Below are 15,957 nucleotides of genomic sequence, written 5' to 3'. Positions count from 1 at the left end.
CCATCGCGGGCCTCATGAGGCCCCGGAAATTCAAGGAAGAGAGATCATGGCTGCCAAGGAAGTGAAGTTTGGCGTCGATGCCCGCAACCGCATGCTGCGCGGCGTGGACATCCTGGCCGATGCGGTGAAGGTGACCCTGGGTCCCAAGGGCCGCAACGTCGTCATCGAGAAGAGCTTCGGCGCCCCGCGCATCACCAAGGACGGCGTCAGCGTCGCCAAGGAGATCGAGCTGGCCGACAAGTTCGAGAACATGGGCGCCCAGATGGTGCGCGAAGTGGCCTCGAAGACCAACGACATCGCCGGCGACGGCACCACCACCGCCACCGTGCTGGCCCAGGCCATCGTGCGCGAAGGCGCCAAGGCGGTTGCCGCCGGCCTGAACCCGATGGACGTTAAGCGCGGCATCGACCTGGCCGTCACCGCCGTCATCAACGACATCAAGGGCCGTTCCAAGAAGATCTCGACCAATGCCGAGATCGCCCAGGTCGGCACCATCTCCGCCAACGGCGAGGCCGAGATCGGCGAGATGATCGCCCGCGCCATGGAAAAGGTGGGCAACGAGGGCGTCATCACGGTGGAAGAGGCCAAGAGCTTCGACACCGAGCTGGAAGTCGTCGAGGGCATGCAGTTCGACCGCGGCTACCTGTCGCCCTACTTCGTGACCAACGCCGACAAGATGACGGCCGAGCTGGAAAGCCCGTACATCCTGCTGCACGAGAAGAAGCTGGGCAGCCTGCAGCCCCTGCTGCCGGTCCTGGAGGCCGTCGTGCAGTCCGGCCGTCCGCTGCTGATCGTGTCGGAAGACGTGGAAGGCGAGGCGCTGGCCACCCTGGTGGTGAACAAGCTGCGCGGCGGCCTGAAGATCGCCGCGGTGAAGGCCCCGGGCTTCGGCGACCGCCGCAAGGCGATGCTGGAGGACATGGCCATCCTGACCGGCGGCCAGGTCATCTCCGAAGACCTGGGCATCAAGCTTGAGAACGTGTCGCTGGACATGCTGGGCACCGCCAAGAAGGTGGTGATCACGAAGGACGCGACCACGATCGTGGACGGCGTCGGCGCCAAGGCCGACATCGAGGCGCGCATCGGCCAGATCAAGGCGCAGATCGAGGAGACCACCTCGGACTACGACCGTGAGAAGCTGCAGGAGCGTCTGGCGAAGCTGGCGGGCGGCGTTGCCGTCATCCGCGTCGGCGGCGCCACCGAGGTCGAGGTGAAGGAGCGCAAGGACCGCGTTGACGACGCCATGCACGCCACCCGCGCCGCGGTGGAAGAGGGCGTGGTGGCCGGCGGCGGCACCGCCCTGCTGTACGCGACCAAGGCCCTGGACGGCCTGAAGCCGGCCAATGACGACCAGCGCGTGGGCGTGGACATCATCCGCAAGGCCCTGCAGGCCCCGGTGCGTCAGATCGCCTTCAACGCCGGCACCGACGGTTCCATCGTCGTCGGCAAGCTGCTGGACCAGTCCAGCGCCGACTTCGGCTACAACGCCCAGACCGGTGAGTTCGGTGACATGTTCGCCTTCGGCGTCATCGACCCGACGAAGGTGGTCCGCACCGCCCTGCAGGACGCGGCCTCCGTGTCCGGCCTGCTGATCACCACCGAGGCGATGGTCGCCGAGAAGCCCGAGAAGAAGGCCCCTCCGGCCGGCGCCCCGGGCATGGGTGACATGGACTTCTAATTCGTCCCTAAAGACGAATCGGAAATGAGAGGGCCGGCTTCCTAAAGGGGGCCGGCCTTTTCTTGTGCGCGAACGGGGCCCTGCCGCCGTCCGCGCGTGACGCTCTGGGCGGTACCATCGGCGGGGCATCCTGGCCTTTCGGCGGGCTTGGCAGCGGAGGGGGCAGCAGGGTTTCATCAGAAGGCCCCATCCCCCGCGCGACAGGCGGTGCGCCCATGGCCTTGCTGGACGGTTTCACCCATCATCGCATCGCCACCGGCACGGTGGACGTCCATCTGGCCCAGGGCGGCGAGGGACCGCCCCTGTTGCTGCTGCACGGTTTTCCCGAAACCCACGCCATGTGGCGCACGGTGGCGCCGGATCTGGCCCGGCACTACACCGTGGTGGCGGCCGACCTACGCGGCTATGGCGACAGCGACAAGCCGGCGGACCCGGCCGATTCCGACCACGCGCTCTATTCCAAGCGGGCGATGGCGGCGGACATGGTGGCGGCGATGGCGGCCCTGGGCTATCCCCGCTTCCGCCTGGCGGCGCACGACCGCGGCGCCCGCGTGGCGCATCGCCTGGCGCTGGACCATCCGGAGACGGTGGAGCGGCTGTGCCTCATGGACATCGTGCCCGGCTCCGTCGTCTACGGCACGATGGACCAGCGGGTGGCCACCGCCTATTGGCATTGGTTCTTCCTGATCCAGCCGGCACCGTTTCCCGAGCGGCTGCTGGGCCTGGATGCGGAGTTCGTACTGACCAGCGCGCTTCGTGGCCTGTCGCCCCACGCCGGCCAAGGCGAGGCGTCGCCTTTCCCGCCGGCGGTGATGAAGGAATACCTGCGCTGTTTCCGGGATCCGGCCACCCTGCACGCCATGTGCGAGGACTACCGCGCGGGGGCCGGAATCGACCTGGCGCACGAGGCGGAAGACCGGCGGCTGGGCCGTCGCATCCACTGCCCGACGCTGGTGTTGTGGGGGAAGAAGGGCCTGGTAGGCCGCGCCTACGATCCACTGGCCGTGTGGGGGGAGGTTTGCCGCGATCTCCAGGGAGAGGCCCTGGACTGCGGCCATTTCCTGCCGGAAGAGCGCCCGCAGGATGTCCTGCGCGCGCTCTTGGATTTCATGGGCTAGCTGCTACGCCCCGTTTTCTTTTCCCTGGGCCGCGATTGTGCGGCCGCCGGGGATTACCGGGGAGCGAAGCGGACTGGGAATCGAGGGCAGCCGAGGGCGCGGATGCGCCCGTCCGGCGTTTGAGGATACACGGGTGTATCCGCTTCAATGCACCCGCTGGGCTTCCATGTCGTGCTGGCGGACAGAGGCCAGCGCCACTTCGGGGGAGGCGGCCACAGCCAGCGGCGTGCCGTCGGCGGCGTGGATGGCATAGCCCAGGATGCCCTGGGTCACCACCGGCTTCACATAGGCCAGGACGTTCACGCCGAAGGCGGCGAAATCCTGGGTGGACAGGTGGCGCAGGGCGTCGGGGCTCAATGTCTGGAATTCGGTGTCGAAGCTGTCGGTCATGATGTCACTCGCTTTTCGCAACGTGAGGAAAGACAGGCTTTTGGAAGCCCTGTCAGGGTGAAGGCGGAAAATGGCCCTATCTGGGATCAACCGGGGCTTTTATCGGGCGAAACGTCGATGGTTTGTGGCTCGGGCGTGCCCTCGCCAGCGCCGCTGATCTTGATGGTGCGCACCTTGGGCTCCGGAATGGGGCGGCGCAGGTCGATGTGCAGCAGGCCGTTGTCCAGGCTGGCGCCCAGAACCTCGATGCCGTCGGCCAGGACGAAGCTGCGCTGGAACTGCCGGGCGGCGATGCCGCGGTGCAGATAGATGCGCGATTTGTCGTCCTGCTGGCGGCCGCGGATGATCAGCTGGTTGTCCTCCGTCTGCACCTGCAGGTCGTCGAACGTGAAGCCGGCCACGGCCAGGGAGATGCGCAGACCGTCTTCGCCGACCTGCTCGATATTATAAGGGGGATAGCCCTCGGCGGCGGACTTGGAAATCCGGTCGAGCGTGCGTTCGAACTGGTCGAAACCCAGCAGGAAGGGGCTGTTCAGGAACGAAACGCGGGTATTCATGATAGCGGCAACCTCCTCCAACGAGCGAGTATGCGGGGGCGGCCTCCGCGCCGGGCTCCATCCGAACCCGGTGCCTTCGGCCCGCTGCTTGGCGGCCCGGAACGGCACCGCCTACGGCATACATGGGTACCCCCTCCCACGGTTCAAGACAAGCGCCGGCGCGCGGGGGCGGCTGAACAGCCGCGGAAGATCGTGGCGGGGACGGCCGGGGCGCGCCCCTCCTGTGATCACCATCATGGCGGGGCGCACATGCCTTTCGGCCAGGGGGAGGGGCGGGATTCAGATACCCCCAGAAACTGTGGATAAGTCTGTGAAAGGGTAGTGCCGGGGCCAGGAGTCCCGGGGCTCTGCGCTCTTTGCTCAAGAAATAGGCAATAAAAGCAAGCCATTGAAGTTAAAAGATATTAATAGCAATACGTTTGCGTCGCCTGGGGTATTTCCTTATCGCGAAGGTCCATGGCGGGCCCTGATTCGCCCTTGACAGGCTTGTGGACCGCCGGACGGCAGCGGTCGCGCCGGGCAGTGGGGAGATTCCTTGAGGCTAGGCCCTCCGTCGGGGGATTCGAGTCGCGCCGCCATGCGTCTTCCCTGCCGTTGGTAGGGGTTTATCTCCGGCGTCGCGCTTGATCAGCCGCCGGGGTCATGACACAAGCATTGCCAGCTACCATTCAGGCTTACCGCCTTTTTCGAGGTGACCCATGCGTCGTCTGTTCTTGGCCCTTGTTCTCGGTCTGCTGGTCGTGGCGCCCGCCGGCGTGGGCGTACGATCCGCCTGGGCCCAGTCGGGCGGTTTCGGCTTTGCCGACGAGACGCCCATCACCCTGAACGTGGCTGAGATTGAGGTGGTGAACGATTACGTGTCGCCCATGAAGCCGCCCAACATCGAATACCAGCTGCAGCTGACCCCGGCCGAGGTGGTGCGCCTGTGGGTGCAGGACCGGCTGAAGGCCGCCGGTTCCAGCGGCAAGGCCCGGGTCGTCATCAAGAACGCCAGCATCGTGGAAGTGAACCTGCCCCGCACCACCGGCGTGAAGGGCTGGTTCACGACGGACCAGTCGCAGCGGTATGACGGACGGGTGGAGGTGGAGATCCAGGTCGATATGCCGGCCAAGGGCTATGCCGGCAGTACATCGGTGGTGGTGACCTCCAGCCAGTCGGTGTCCGAGGATGTGACCCTGAACCAGCGGGAAAAGACCTGGTCGCAGCTGGTGCGCGACATGGCCCGCGACATGGACGCCCAGCTGGCCAAGGGTATCCGCGACAACCTGTTCGCGGCGATGATTCTCTGAGTTCCTCAAGCGCCGGCGGGAGTTTTTAGTTTGCCTCAGGCGCCGGCGGGGCATCCGCCCCTAGGCTATCCTCAGTTTCCAGTCCACTGCGTTCCCCGGAAACTTCGGGCGGCCACGGTCGTGGCCTAGGGAAAACGAAGGGATGGGTGGCGTGTGACCAAAGGAAAAGGCCGGTGGCGTTGTCGCCACCGGCCTTTTCCATGGGGCGCTTCCAGCCTTAGAACATACTCCCCGCCGGGCTGGGATTGCCGATCATGGCCAGGAACTCGCGGCGGGTGCTGGGGTCGCTGCGGAAGGCGCCCAGCATGCGGCTGGTGACCATCGATACGCCGGGCTTGTGCACGCCGCGGGTGGTCATGCACTGGTGCGACGCCTCGATCACCACGGCCACGCCCAGGGGCTGCAGCACCTCGTCGATGGTATTGGCGATCTGCGAGGTCATCTTCTCCTGGATCTGCAGGCGCTTGGCGTAGACCTCCACCACCCGCGCCAGCTTGGAGATGCCGACCACGCGCGACCGGGGCAGGTACGCCACGTGGGCCACGCCGATGATGGGCACCATGTGGTGTTCGCAATAGCTTTCGAAGCGGATGTCGCGCAGCACGACCATCTCGTCGTAGCCGTCGGTCTCCTCGAACGTGCGGGCCAGCAGCTCCATGGGGTCGGAGGCATAGCCGGCGAAGAATTCTTCATAGCTGCGGACCACGCGGTCGGGCGTGCCCAGCAGGCCTTCGCGCGTGGGGTCATCGCCGGCCCAGCGCAGCAGGGTGCGGACCGCTTCCTCCGCTTCCTCCCGGCTGGGGCGGCCTTGGGCGACCACGGTGCGGCGCCCGTGGACCGGCCCGGCCACGATCTTGTCGGCAGGGGTGTTTTTGGCGTGGGTCACGGTGTTTCTCCCTCGGGCGGGCTGGCGTGGTTGGTGACGGGGCGTCTAGGCCCGGATTCGGGACCATATGGTCGGGTTCTGTACAAGCACGGGCGCGGGTCCGTCTGTGACAGCGGCCGGCCTGGTCTCGTGTCTTTATCTACGAGCGGGCGGGGCTGTCAGTTCAGCGCCCCACGCTCATGGGGGCTATCCAGGGAGAAAGCCGGGATGCGCACGTCGAAACGGCTACCGTCCGTACGCTCCATCTGATAGCTGCCGACCATGATGCCCGACGGCGTGCTCAGCGGCGTGCCGCTGGTGTATTCGAAGGACTGCCCGGGGCTCAGCACCGGCTGCTCGCCCACCACGCCGGCGCCCCGCACCTCCTGCACCCGGCCGCGGGCGTCGGTGATGTGCCAGTGGCGGCTGCGCAGCTGCACCGTCTCGCCGCCGGTGTTCTCGATTCGCACGGTGTAGGCCCAGACGTAATGACCTTCCCCTGGGGACGATTGGTCCTCCAGGAACTCGGGCCGCACGCTGACCCGGATGGCATGAGTGGTTTCACTGTACATGGGACATGTCTTTCAGGGCGTTCTTCCCGTGTCGCCGGCCGGCGGCTGGTTGGCCCAGCGCCCGGTTGGTCCGCGACAAAATCTCCTGTTCCACCCTTCTTAGGCCTGTTTGCGGCCAATCTCCAGGATCTTGGGCGCGGGGATGGCGGGCAGGGGCCCCGCATAGCGAAGGGGGATGGGCCCCCAGCAATGCCGAGAGCGGGAGGCCGATCCCAACCCAGCGGGGATCAGACCCAAAAAACCCGCTTGCGCCCGGGGGGGCTTGGCCTCATATAGGCCCCCAGGTGCAACTACCGACGGCGCGTTACATGTACGCCAGCCTCCTCCTTCGACGACGATCCTCCGGTCGCCTGCCTTGCGGGCGACAGGGTCGTATCACGGCCGGATGCTGACGCGTCGCCCACTCCTGGCGACGCCCCTCGGTTCCGGTCTCTAGGCGCCCACCGCGCCGCTGTTTTAGAGAACCGGGACACCCCAATCGTATGATCCTGACGACTGAGCTGCCGGCGCACGCCGGCGCCATCGAACGCCTGCTCGACACCGCCTTCGGACCGAAGCGCAAAGCCAAGACCGTTTACCGCCTGCGTCGTGGCGTGGCCCCCGTGGCCGACCTGTGCATGGTGGCGCTGGACGAAGAGGCGCCGGGCTACTCCGCCGCCCAGCCGCGCCTGGTGGCCTCCATCCGCTACTGGCCGGTGATGGCCGCCGACGGTACCATGACCCTGATGCTGGGCCCCATCGCCGTGGCCGAGGATTACCGGTCCGCCGGCCTGGGCGGCCAGCTGATCCGCGCCAGCCTGGCCCGGGCCGAGGCGCTGGGCTATGCCAGCGTCCTGCTGGTGGGCGATGCCCCCTATTATAACCGCTTCGGCTTCACCCGCACCCCTGTGCTGGGCCTGAAGCTGCCGGGCCCGGTGGAACTGGACCGTTTCCTGGGCCTGGAGTTCATCCCCGGCTCGCTCAGCAACGCTCACGGTATGCTGGGTCGTGCCCCGGCCCGTACGGTCGCTCCCGCCGCGACGGCAGAAACCGCGGCAGCCGAGGCCCCCGCGGCCGAGACTGGCGTGGCCAAGCTGGCCCGCCCGCGCCGGAGGGCGGTTCGCTGACCCATCCGGCCCCCCGGCCAATTGCAACGGCCGGGACCCGTGACTGATGTGCCCTTGAGGATCGAGTTTCCTGCGTTTCCAAGCGGCGGCCCTACTGCCGCTTGAACGCCGCCCCGGAAAGCCCTATAAGCTCCTTCCCGGCGCGGGTGTAGCTCAATGGTAGAGCAGAAGCTTCCCAAGCTTACGACGAGGGTTCGATTCCCTTCACCCGCTCCAACAACTTCCCTAGAAAATCAGCCACTTAGCGCCCCGGCGATGTGCCGGGTGGGGCCGCGTTGTGCCTGATTCTGCCCCATGCTAGCTTACACCAGTGCTTACACGGCGGCGGTGTAAGCAGGTCGGAAGCCAGCTCCGCGAATCGCCCTGGTGGCCGATCGACCTCTTGGACCACCCATGTAAGCGCCTTTGTGTAAGCAGGGGTGCCCCGCCATGGCCCGTGTCCGTCTCACCACGACCCTCGTGGATGAGCTGCAGCCGCCGGAGAAGGGGCAGAGCTTCGTCTGGGATAGCGAGGTGGCCGGCTTCGCCGTGCGCGCCACGGCCAGCGGCGCCAAGGCCTGGGTGGTGCAGATGCGGGTGCGCGGCGGCAAAGAGCGGCGCATGGTCATCGGCTTTTGCCACAAGCTGCCGCTGGACAAAGCCCGGCAGGAGGCCCGCAAGGTCATCGCCGCCGCCGACCTGGGCCGCGATCCGGCGCAGGAGCGCCGAGAGGCCCGCGAGGTCAAACCCGACACCAACCCCACCCTGACGGAATTCGCCGAGCGGTGGATGGAGGAGGTGGCGGGCCGCCGCAACCGGGCCGGCACCATCAAGAACCGCCGCCTGCTGCTGAAGAACCACATCCTGCCCCACCTGGGCGAGAAGCGCCTGGGCGAGATCGGACGGCGCGACATCGAGGACATGCACCACCGGGTGTCGCAGAAATACCCCGTGGCCGCCAACCGCGCCGTCTCCCTCTGCTCCGCCCTGTTCGCCACGGCGGAACGCTGGGGCCTGCTGACCGAGAACCCCGCCGCCAAGGTGGAGCGCAACACAGAGGAGGGGCGCGAGCGCTACCTGACCCCGGAGGAGATCGCCCGCCTGCGCACCGCCCTGGACCAGAGCCCGGCCCAGGACTCGGCCGACGTGGTGCGCCTGCTGCTGCTGACCGGCGCCCGGGTGGGCGAGGTGTTGGCCATGCGCTGGGACCAGACCGACCTCGCCGCCGGGGTGTGGAGCAAGCCGGCCGCCACCACCAAGCAGAACAAGACCCACCGCGTTCCCCTGTCGCCGGCGGTGGTGGAGGTGCTGGCCAAGCGACAGCAGGCCGCCAAGACGTCCCCATGGGTGTTCCCAGGGCGGGAGGGCCCGGCGCACCACATGACCACCGTGCGCACCTTCTGGGCGGCGGTGTGCAAGCGGGCGGGCATCCAGGCCGTGCGCATCCACGACCTGCGCCACACCTTCGCCAGCCTGCTGGTGTCGTCCGGCGAAAGCCTGCCCGTGGTGGGCGCCCTGCTGGGTCACACCCAGGCCAAGACCACCAGCCGCTATGCCCACTTGTTGGACGATCCCCTGCGCCGCGCCGCCGAGCGTGTGGCCGCGATCACTAGCGGCGGGAAGCTGTAGGGGGGCGGGGCGCCGGGCATGATCGACCGGACCTTCCTCATCCGCCTGCCCGACCTGGCTGAGGGATTGCCCCAGCACTTCTTTCGCACGGTGCCGTGGCCCGATTGGCGGAAGAAGGAGGATTACCAGGGCATTGAGGAGCAACTGGCCGAGCTGGTGGCGCGTCGCCAGGCGCTGAGCCGTATGGCGGAGTTGCCCGATGCCGTTCGACCGGCTTTGGGGCTGACAGAACCGCTGCGGGGACGGCGTAGCACCAGGGAAGCCTATGACCCGTTGCTGGACCATCGTATCGCGTGGGAATTCCTCCGCCGGAATTCGGACTATCAACTCGACTGGGCCATCTGGAGCCGGGCGCGGGAACGGGCGCGGGGGGACGAGAGGGCGGTGCTGGCGCGGTTCGATGCCGAGGAGGCGATTCGGCGAAAGTACGGCGTCGATATCGCCTTCGATAAGCCCCCTGATCCCTTCGCTGGCGATCTCCCGAAGTTCGTGACCACGGATGAGGAGCGAAGCCGCAAGGCGCGGCGCTCCGTCAGCAACTTTGCCTCGTATCTCAGGGTTGCGGACGGATTGGCCGCCGGCGTGCGGCGGTCGGAAATCGCCGCCGTGGTCTTTCCTGGCGAGGGGGGCAAGAAGCGCCTGGAACGTGCGGTCGCGGCCTGCAAGGCCTTGGTTGGCGGCGACTACCTGCGGATAGCCTCACGGCATGTCGATTGGCTTTCATAGCCCGTGTTCAGCTTGAAATCCGCTGTGATCAGTCATGGTCCTTCCGTGTGCCGGCCCTTTGGGAATGTGTGCCGGCACGGTGTCCATGGTGTGCCATGACGGGTGGTCAAAGGCGCTGAGGCTGGCTATCCAGCTCTCCGGCGTGGTCCAGCGTTTCCCCGGCTTTGCCGTGAAGTGGAAAAAGACGGGAGAGAGGCAGGATACGCATTTTGTCATTACAAAATGCTCCCGCTCACCTGGTGGTGAGCTGCCGCCCAAGGGCGGCAATCCTCCGCTGGCGCGGAGGGGCGGCTGGGGCCCAGCGGTGGGCGTCCTGCATTATTTCGGGGCGGACAGCCCGCGATCCATGTGAACAATGGGGAGCCTCGACCGATAACGAGGCATCCCCGATGGCTTACAAGAAGAAACCGGCCCCACCGCCTGTCGTGACCGCCGGGCCGATCTCCCGCCTGCTGACGCCGGAGGAGGCGGGGCAATTGATGGGTGTAGCGCCGCAGACTTTGGCCCACTGGCGGGCGCGGGGCAGCGGCCCGGCTTATGTCCTGCTCTCGGCGCGCTGCGTGCGCTATGACGAGGCGGTGTTGCGCACCTGGTTGGATGGCCGGGTGCAGGCTTCCACGGCGGAGAACGCGCGATGAGCCGGGCCGGGCCCGTCGCCCTGGAAGGTGTCCAAGGCGAGTTGTTCAAGGCGCGCACCACCTGGTTCCATGTTCTTCACGCCATGATTGAGAACGGGGAATGCGCGACGCTGAAGCCCTATGCCACCGTCGTCTATCTGGTCATCAAGGCCCATGCCAGCTTCCGCGACGGCATGGCCTTCCCCAGCGTGCAAACCATCGCCACCAAGGCGGGGATCAGCCGCCGCCAGGTGGTGAAGTCGCTTCATGCTTTGGAGGCGGCTGGCTATCTCAGCCGGGAGCGGCGGGGCCGGCGCAACCACTACCGGGTGCGGGAAAAGGTGGAGATCCGGAACCCGGCCGGAATGCCAGCGGCGGTCGCCACCTGGGATTACCTGCCCAGCACCTTCATGGACGCGCTGGACCAGCTTCGCGGCATCCTGGCCCAGGGCGTCCACGCGCCGGAGGCCGTGCGCCTGGTGGTGATCAAGAGCCTGAACATGAACGTGCAGATCAATGCCCGTGACGGCGTCCAGACCGTTCATCTCGCGGCTGGTGGCGGCGAATAGGTGCATAGGGTGCACCTATCGCCCTGTGGATAAGGCACTCGATAGGTGCACCATATGCACCTGACACCCCCCGAATCGGTGCACCATATGCCCTCTAACGAGAGTCTTTAACGAGATGCCAAAGGGGGCGGCGCGTAGCGCCATCCCGCGCGCGGCGAAGCGCCGCCCCCTTTGGCTCATCCCCCTATAGTCCCCCTTCGGCGTGGCGGGCCTGTGGGCAATTTGCATTCGGGTGGGCGCGGGTCCGACTCGCATGACCCAACTCCGCTCCGGGGCGCGAATGGAAAGGCTCAAGCGCCTTGCATACGATGCCGGCCCGGCTATCCTCAAACAGTTCCGGCGAACTGACGGTGAGGCGACGATGGCGATGCTGGACGTGGATCGGTATTGGGCGTTACGGGCCATGCGGGTGCCGGAGGCAGCCGCGCTTCAACTGGCGGCGCGGGACAGCCCGTTAGGCGCGCCATCGGTGCGCGTCCTGGCGCGACATCCCGCGAAGTCGCGCCAGGTCGAGTGGATGCTGTATGCCATCCTATGCCTTAGCCTTGCCCTTGCCTTTTAGGCTTTCACACCCGGCCACTGACGCCTACGGTCGCGTGCGACCGTGCGACCGTGCGACCGTGCGACCAGCGCCGCCATAAGGGGCCGCCGCTTCGCCAGCTTCTGAGGGCGCTCCGCGCCGCCTCCTTTAGCTCGGTGCTCTCCCGAAGCAGGCAGCAAAGGGAGGGCGTCGAGTTAGTAGAAATATCCACCAGCACGGGATAATTTCCAGATATTGACTCCTCTTTGGTTGAGATGCTCCATATGCGGTATTGCGTCAGTATGTTCCCCTAGGAAGGGGTATTGTTAAGCTAAGTCCAGGAAGCGAAATGCCGCTAACGCTAGATGTCGAGACGGTTTACCAAGGCCCCCAAACCCCTCTTTGTTGGCAAGGTATAAAGGTATCGTCCATACCTGGCTTTGAGGCGTACCTACAAGGGCCGGTGCGGGATCGCGTGAAAGATGCAGCAGCCAGTATAAACTTTGCTGCAGATATGCAGGCGTTGGTGACAAGTGATATGGCCGCGCAAACGGTATCTGAAATCCTGGAAGCAGACCCCAACACGCTTAATTGGGAAATTGGGGAGGCTTTTGCAGAATGCATACTTGCTGAATCAGATGATGCTACATGGCCATGGCATGAAGGCCGTGATTTGAAGACACCAAAGGCTAGCCTTCCAGGCGCTGATATTGTTGGTTTTGTGGGTGATAATCAAGACGCATGCTTTTTATTTGGGGAAGTTAAGACATCTTCCGATATTAGCACCCCGCCTGGTGTCCTATCTGGAAGATCTGGCCTAATTCATCAAGTTGATACACTCGCCAACAACGCGCGCATAAAATCATGCCTCGTAAAATATCTCTATCACAGGTGTGTCAATACGGGGTTTTGGCCAAAATATCAGGCGGCAGTGAAGAGATATCTTGCCTCCGGCGGAAAGGATATTATGATTGTTGGTGTTTTGTTGAGAGATACGCCTCATAATATCCTGGATTTGCAGTCCCGCGGAATGGCGCTAGCAGCCTCCTTGAATGCGCCTCTGCGCTTTAGGCTTGATGCGTGGTATCTCCCGCGGCCATGCGCGGAATGGCCCGCCATCCTTAACGCAACTGGTGCATCGTGATCGGAAACTCATGGGTCTTAGATGCGCTTGGCGAAGAGCTCCTGAAGGACGCTAAAGCGCTGGCCGCGACCTATTGGGTCCATCGCAGCCTTGGCGAGGTGCCGCCTGACTTAGAGGGGGATGGGCTAAAATTTACCGCGGATACGCTTGAGTTGGCTGCAATTGATACGCTGTCTCGCTTTGACGCCGATGTGGAGCGCGAATCTGAGGATTCGGCCAGAGCTATCTGTGAATGCGCATTCGAGATCATGCGTGTCGTGCCGCGAGCGCCAGAGGCGGTCGAAGAGTTGGAGCGGTTGCTTAAGACGGCTGCTGTTGGGATCCTGGGCGACAGGGGCCCCGACGTTAAACGCTTCCTTCAGATTGCAGAGTGGCCAGTTACTGCCATATCAGATAAAAACTGGGGTGAGACAGCAAAAGTCACCGTTTATGAATGTTGGTTAAAGCTTATTCGTAAAGATGGCTGGTCCGATCTCGATAGTGTTTTGACGAGCGTTGCTTCGTTACGGGAGCTTCAGGCCCAGTTTGAAAATGATTATCTAACTGGGTTGGAAACCGATGCGCGGCAGGCGGCATGGGAGCTGGTTGCTATTTACCATGTAGCCAAGGCTGCGGAGATCGTCGCTACATTTTGTTCTCAAGGCAGTGTCGACGGCCGCTACGATGTTGCTCAGCAGATAGAAGCCCAATTCGATCGAGCTTTCACCGCCTGTGCACGGGCTGAGCTGGTGTTGCTTGAGCCTGTTCTTCGTTTGGTTTCTGGTGCGGCTAATCAATTAATTAGGAATAGCATATGGTCTGTTACAAGAGCGGTTAATAGCAGGGTTACCAAATTTGTTCAGGCAATTACGGCGAGAGAGCACCGCAGGCCCATTTTTGATGTATTGCCGCCACAAAGGAAAATTCTAAGAGAGCAGGGGCTTTTAGGGTCTAGCCATCGGTCTGTAGTAGTGAATCTTCCAACGTCGAGTGGGAAGACTTTTATTTCTATGTTTAGAATATTGCAGGCGCTTAATCAATTCGATTACGAAAAAGGTTGGGTCGCGTATGTTGCCCCAACAAAAGCATTGGTCAATCAGATTGCTAGTCGTTTGCGGGCTGACTTTTCACCATTGGGCGTAGTTGTTGAAAAGGTGAGTCCGGCGCTCGAAGTAGATACTTTGGAATCTGATCTCCTAAATAACAAAAATGGAGATGGGCAATTTAGGGTTTTGATATCAACGCCGGAGAAGCTTGATCTTCTTTTGAGAAGTGGCTGGGAAAAAGAAATTGGTCGGCCTTTGACCCTGGTTGTTGTTGATGAAGCGCATAATATAGCTCAAGCAGAACGGGGAATTCGGCTAGAATTACTGCTTGCGACTATTAATCGTGAGTGTAGATATGCTCAGTTTCTGCTGCTAACGCCGTTTATTCCAAACGCGGAGGATATTGCTAAATGGCTTGATCCGACGAGTTTTAAGGACATAGAGCTGAGTGTTGACTGGAAGCCCAACGATAGGGCTATTGGAATAGTGCGTCCTTATAAAGGACAAAAGGCAGGACATTTCGTTAGTAAATTTAAAACGGTCCATACATCCAAGAGTACGCTCGAGATACCGGAAGCAATCCAAGTTGCTGCTGGAAAGCCTCTCGGCCTGACATGGAGCGGTGTATCTACAAATTCGGGTGCATGTGCCGCATCCACGGCGTTAGCTTTCCGTGATCGTGGGCCAACTATTGTCCTCGCCAACAGAGTAGATCATGTTTGGTCCATCGCTCGTAAGTTTTTGCATGATGATGCGGGCGCTAGTGTGGCTAATGACGATATTTCTTTGGTTCAAAGGTTCATTGCGGATGAGCTCGGTCAGGATTTCGAGCTGATAAATATGCTCGGTAAGGGCGTTGGTGTTCATCATTCAGGAATATCTGATGAGCTGCGCTCTCTTATGGAGTGGCTTCTAGAAAGCCAAAACATAAATGTACTCGTTGCTACTACGACTATAGCACAGGGTGTGAATTTCCCGATATCTTCTGTGATTATGGCCAGCCATCAATATCCTTATGGCGTTGATATGCCTCCGGAAGACTTCTGGAATCTCGCTGGCCGGGTCGGGCGAGCAGATCAGGAGAATATTGGGATTGTCGCTCTGGTGGCGAATGGGGATGAAAAGGAAAGAATTCTCGAGAGTTTTATATCGCGTAATGTCGATGCGCTTAATTCCTGCCTGCTATCGATGATAGATAAGGCCTTTGCCGTTGGTCATGGACTGTCACTCCACAAGTTATTTTTCTTGAAAGAATGGTCATCGTTCTTGCAATATATTGCTCATACTTATCGTCAAGTGGGTCTACATGATAAATTCGTGATTGAAATTGAGCAGATTTTGCGTGGTTCCTATGGGTATCAGGAACTAAGAAGGAAAACTCCCGAAACAGCGGCTCAGCTTTTGTCGGCTACTCGATCTTATGTTGAGCGGCTGCGCGGAAAACCGCTGTCTTTGGTCGATAGCACCGGGTTTTCTTGGGAAAGCGTTAGCATAACTCTTGAGAACATTAATCAGAAGCGCATTAGGGCTGATGTGTGGGATCCCAGCACCTTGTTTAGCACTGGCAATACCAATCTTCAGAGGATCATGGGGGTTCTTTTGGATATTCCGGAATTGCGAGGGGATTTAGCGCAGGTAACAGGAGGCAGTTCTCCTAACGGCAATTTACTAGCGCGAATGATAAAAGACTGGGTGGCTGGTGCTACGATATCGGACATGGCGAGAGAGTATTTTTCTGGTGATGCTGCTGATGAGGACTGGACGGCAGCTGTTAGTTCCTGCGCCAAGAGCGTGTACGGGAAATTGATACAGACATCTGCTTGGGGGCTTGGTGCAATACAGGCTATGACCCTTGAGAAAGAGCTTGAATCCATGGATGAGAATGAACGACGGGAGATCAAAAATTTGCCCTCTCAAGTTCTTTACGGTGTTAGGTCAAGCAATGCCGTCGCTCTGCGTTTAATGGGCGTTCCACGCCGAGCTGCAGAGCCCTTGGCTGCAGCGTGGGGAGGCCAGATAGGCGGGGGGGCTTTGCAGCAAGCACGTCAGTTGTTGGCGTCCGGCAATGGACTCTGGGCCCAGGCATTGGGCGACAAAGGGGCTGACTATAAAAGGGTTTGGTCGATCCTTGAGGGTATCCGGTAGCTGCTATGTCAGCGCTATCCGAGGCAGC

15 protein-coding genes and 1 tRNA gene are annotated in these 15,957 nt (G+C 62.3%); 12 read left to right on the top strand and 4 right to left on the bottom strand.

Annotated features, from left to right (window positions below; genetic code table 11):
- Nucleotides 1-46 precede the first annotated feature (46 nt).
- Both groL and P5F91_RS06685 read left to right on the top strand, forming a co-directional pair.
- Entirely contained in the window at nt 47-1,678 is a 1,632-nt protein-coding gene (gene groL / locus P5F91_RS06690; protein ID WP_145610966.1) for a chaperonin GroEL, read from the top strand.
- 215 nt (nt 1,679-1,893) lie between these two features.
- Entirely contained in the window at nt 1,894-2,796 is a 903-nt protein-coding gene (locus P5F91_RS06685; RefSeq protein ID WP_277906855.1) for an alpha/beta fold hydrolase, read from the top strand.
- A gap of 144 nt (nt 2,797-2,940) precedes the next feature.
- Here P5F91_RS06685 and P5F91_RS06680 read toward each other — a convergent pair whose 3' ends face one another.
- Nucleotides 2,941-3,186 carry a DUF1150 family protein gene (locus tag P5F91_RS06680; protein WP_145610968.1) on the bottom strand — a complete coding sequence of 82 codons (246 nt, stop codon included), beginning with the start codon at nt 3,184-3,186 and terminating at the stop codon, nt 2,941-2,943.
- An 86-nt stretch (nt 3,187-3,272) separates the two neighbouring features.
- Entirely contained in the window at nt 3,273-3,743 is a 471-nt protein-coding gene (locus P5F91_RS06675; protein WP_145610969.1) for an Hsp20 family protein, read from the bottom strand.
- A gap of 698 nt (nt 3,744-4,441) precedes the next feature.
- Here P5F91_RS06675 and P5F91_RS06670 point away from each other — a divergent pair.
- Nucleotides 4,442-5,032, top strand: coding sequence for a hypothetical protein (locus P5F91_RS06670; RefSeq protein ID WP_145610970.1), 591 nt, complete (start codon nt 4,442-4,444; stop codon nt 5,030-5,032).
- A gap of 217 nt (nt 5,033-5,249) precedes the next feature.
- Here the strand turns inward: P5F91_RS06670 and folE are convergent, their stop codons facing one another.
- Both folE and apaG read right to left on the bottom strand, forming a co-directional pair.
- A complete protein-coding gene (gene folE / locus P5F91_RS06665) occupies nt 5,250-5,885 on the bottom strand; it encodes a GTP cyclohydrolase I FolE (RefSeq protein ID WP_186454773.1) in 636 nt (211 codons plus the stop codon).
- Between the two features lie 191 nt (nt 5,886-6,076).
- Entirely contained in the window at nt 6,077-6,469 is a 393-nt protein-coding gene (apaG, locus tag P5F91_RS06660) for a Co2+/Mg2+ efflux protein ApaG (protein WP_040848143.1), read from the bottom strand.
- A gap of 482 nt (nt 6,470-6,951) precedes the next feature.
- On the opposite strand from apaG, the gene P5F91_RS06655 reads away from it, so the two are divergent.
- From P5F91_RS06655 to P5F91_RS06615, 9 genes are all read left to right on the top strand, one after another.
- Nucleotides 6,952-7,575: a GNAT family N-acetyltransferase gene (locus tag P5F91_RS06655; RefSeq protein ID WP_277906854.1), complete on the top strand. Its 624-nt coding sequence runs from the start codon at nt 6,952-6,954 to the stop codon at nt 7,573-7,575.
- Between the two features lie 142 nt (nt 7,576-7,717).
- Nucleotides 7,718-7,791 (top strand) — tRNA-Gly (locus P5F91_RS06650).
- Between the two features lie 213 nt (nt 7,792-8,004).
- A complete protein-coding gene (locus P5F91_RS06645; protein WP_277906853.1) occupies nt 8,005-9,183 on the top strand; it encodes a tyrosine-type recombinase/integrase in 1,179 nt (392 codons plus the stop codon).
- 18 nt (nt 9,184-9,201) lie between these two features.
- The gene (locus tag P5F91_RS06640; RefSeq protein WP_277906852.1) at nt 9,202-9,909 is read left to right on the top strand and encodes a transcriptional regulator domain-containing protein; all 708 of its coding nucleotides are present in this window, start codon (nt 9,202-9,204) and stop codon (nt 9,907-9,909) included.
- Nucleotides 9,910-10,298: 389 nt separating this feature from the next.
- Nucleotides 10,299-10,547 (top strand): helix-turn-helix transcriptional regulator, encoded by a 249-nt coding sequence (locus P5F91_RS06635; RefSeq protein WP_277906851.1) that lies wholly within the window; start codon nt 10,299-10,301, stop codon nt 10,545-10,547.
- 110 nt (nt 10,548-10,657) lie between these two features.
- Complete coding sequence (locus tag P5F91_RS06630; RefSeq protein WP_422394472.1) at nt 10,658-11,095, top strand: helix-turn-helix domain-containing protein; 438 nt, start codon at nt 10,658-10,660, stop codon at nt 11,093-11,095.
- A gap of 280 nt (nt 11,096-11,375) precedes the next feature.
- On the top strand, nt 11,376-11,657 hold the full coding sequence (locus P5F91_RS06625; protein ID WP_277906849.1) for a hypothetical protein: 282 nt from the start codon (nt 11,376-11,378) through the stop codon (nt 11,655-11,657).
- 433 nt (nt 11,658-12,090) lie between these two features.
- Complete coding sequence (locus tag P5F91_RS06620; protein WP_277906848.1) at nt 12,091-12,759, top strand: hypothetical protein; 669 nt, start codon at nt 12,091-12,093, stop codon at nt 12,757-12,759.
- Nucleotides 12,756-15,929, top strand: coding sequence for a DEAD/DEAH box helicase (locus P5F91_RS06615; RefSeq protein ID WP_277906847.1), 3,174 nt, complete (start codon nt 12,756-12,758; stop codon nt 15,927-15,929). The genes P5F91_RS06620 and P5F91_RS06615 overlap by 4 nt, the downstream gene beginning before the upstream one ends.
- Nucleotides 15,930-15,957: the final 28 nt, after the last annotated feature.

Origin of the sequence: Nitrospirillum amazonense (assembly GCF_029594735.1) — a bacterium.
In the GTDB taxonomy this organism is placed as follows: Bacteria; Pseudomonadota; Alphaproteobacteria; order Azospirillales; family Azospirillaceae; genus Nitrospirillum; species Nitrospirillum amazonense.
This window is presented reverse-complemented; position numbering and strand designations above follow the sequence as displayed.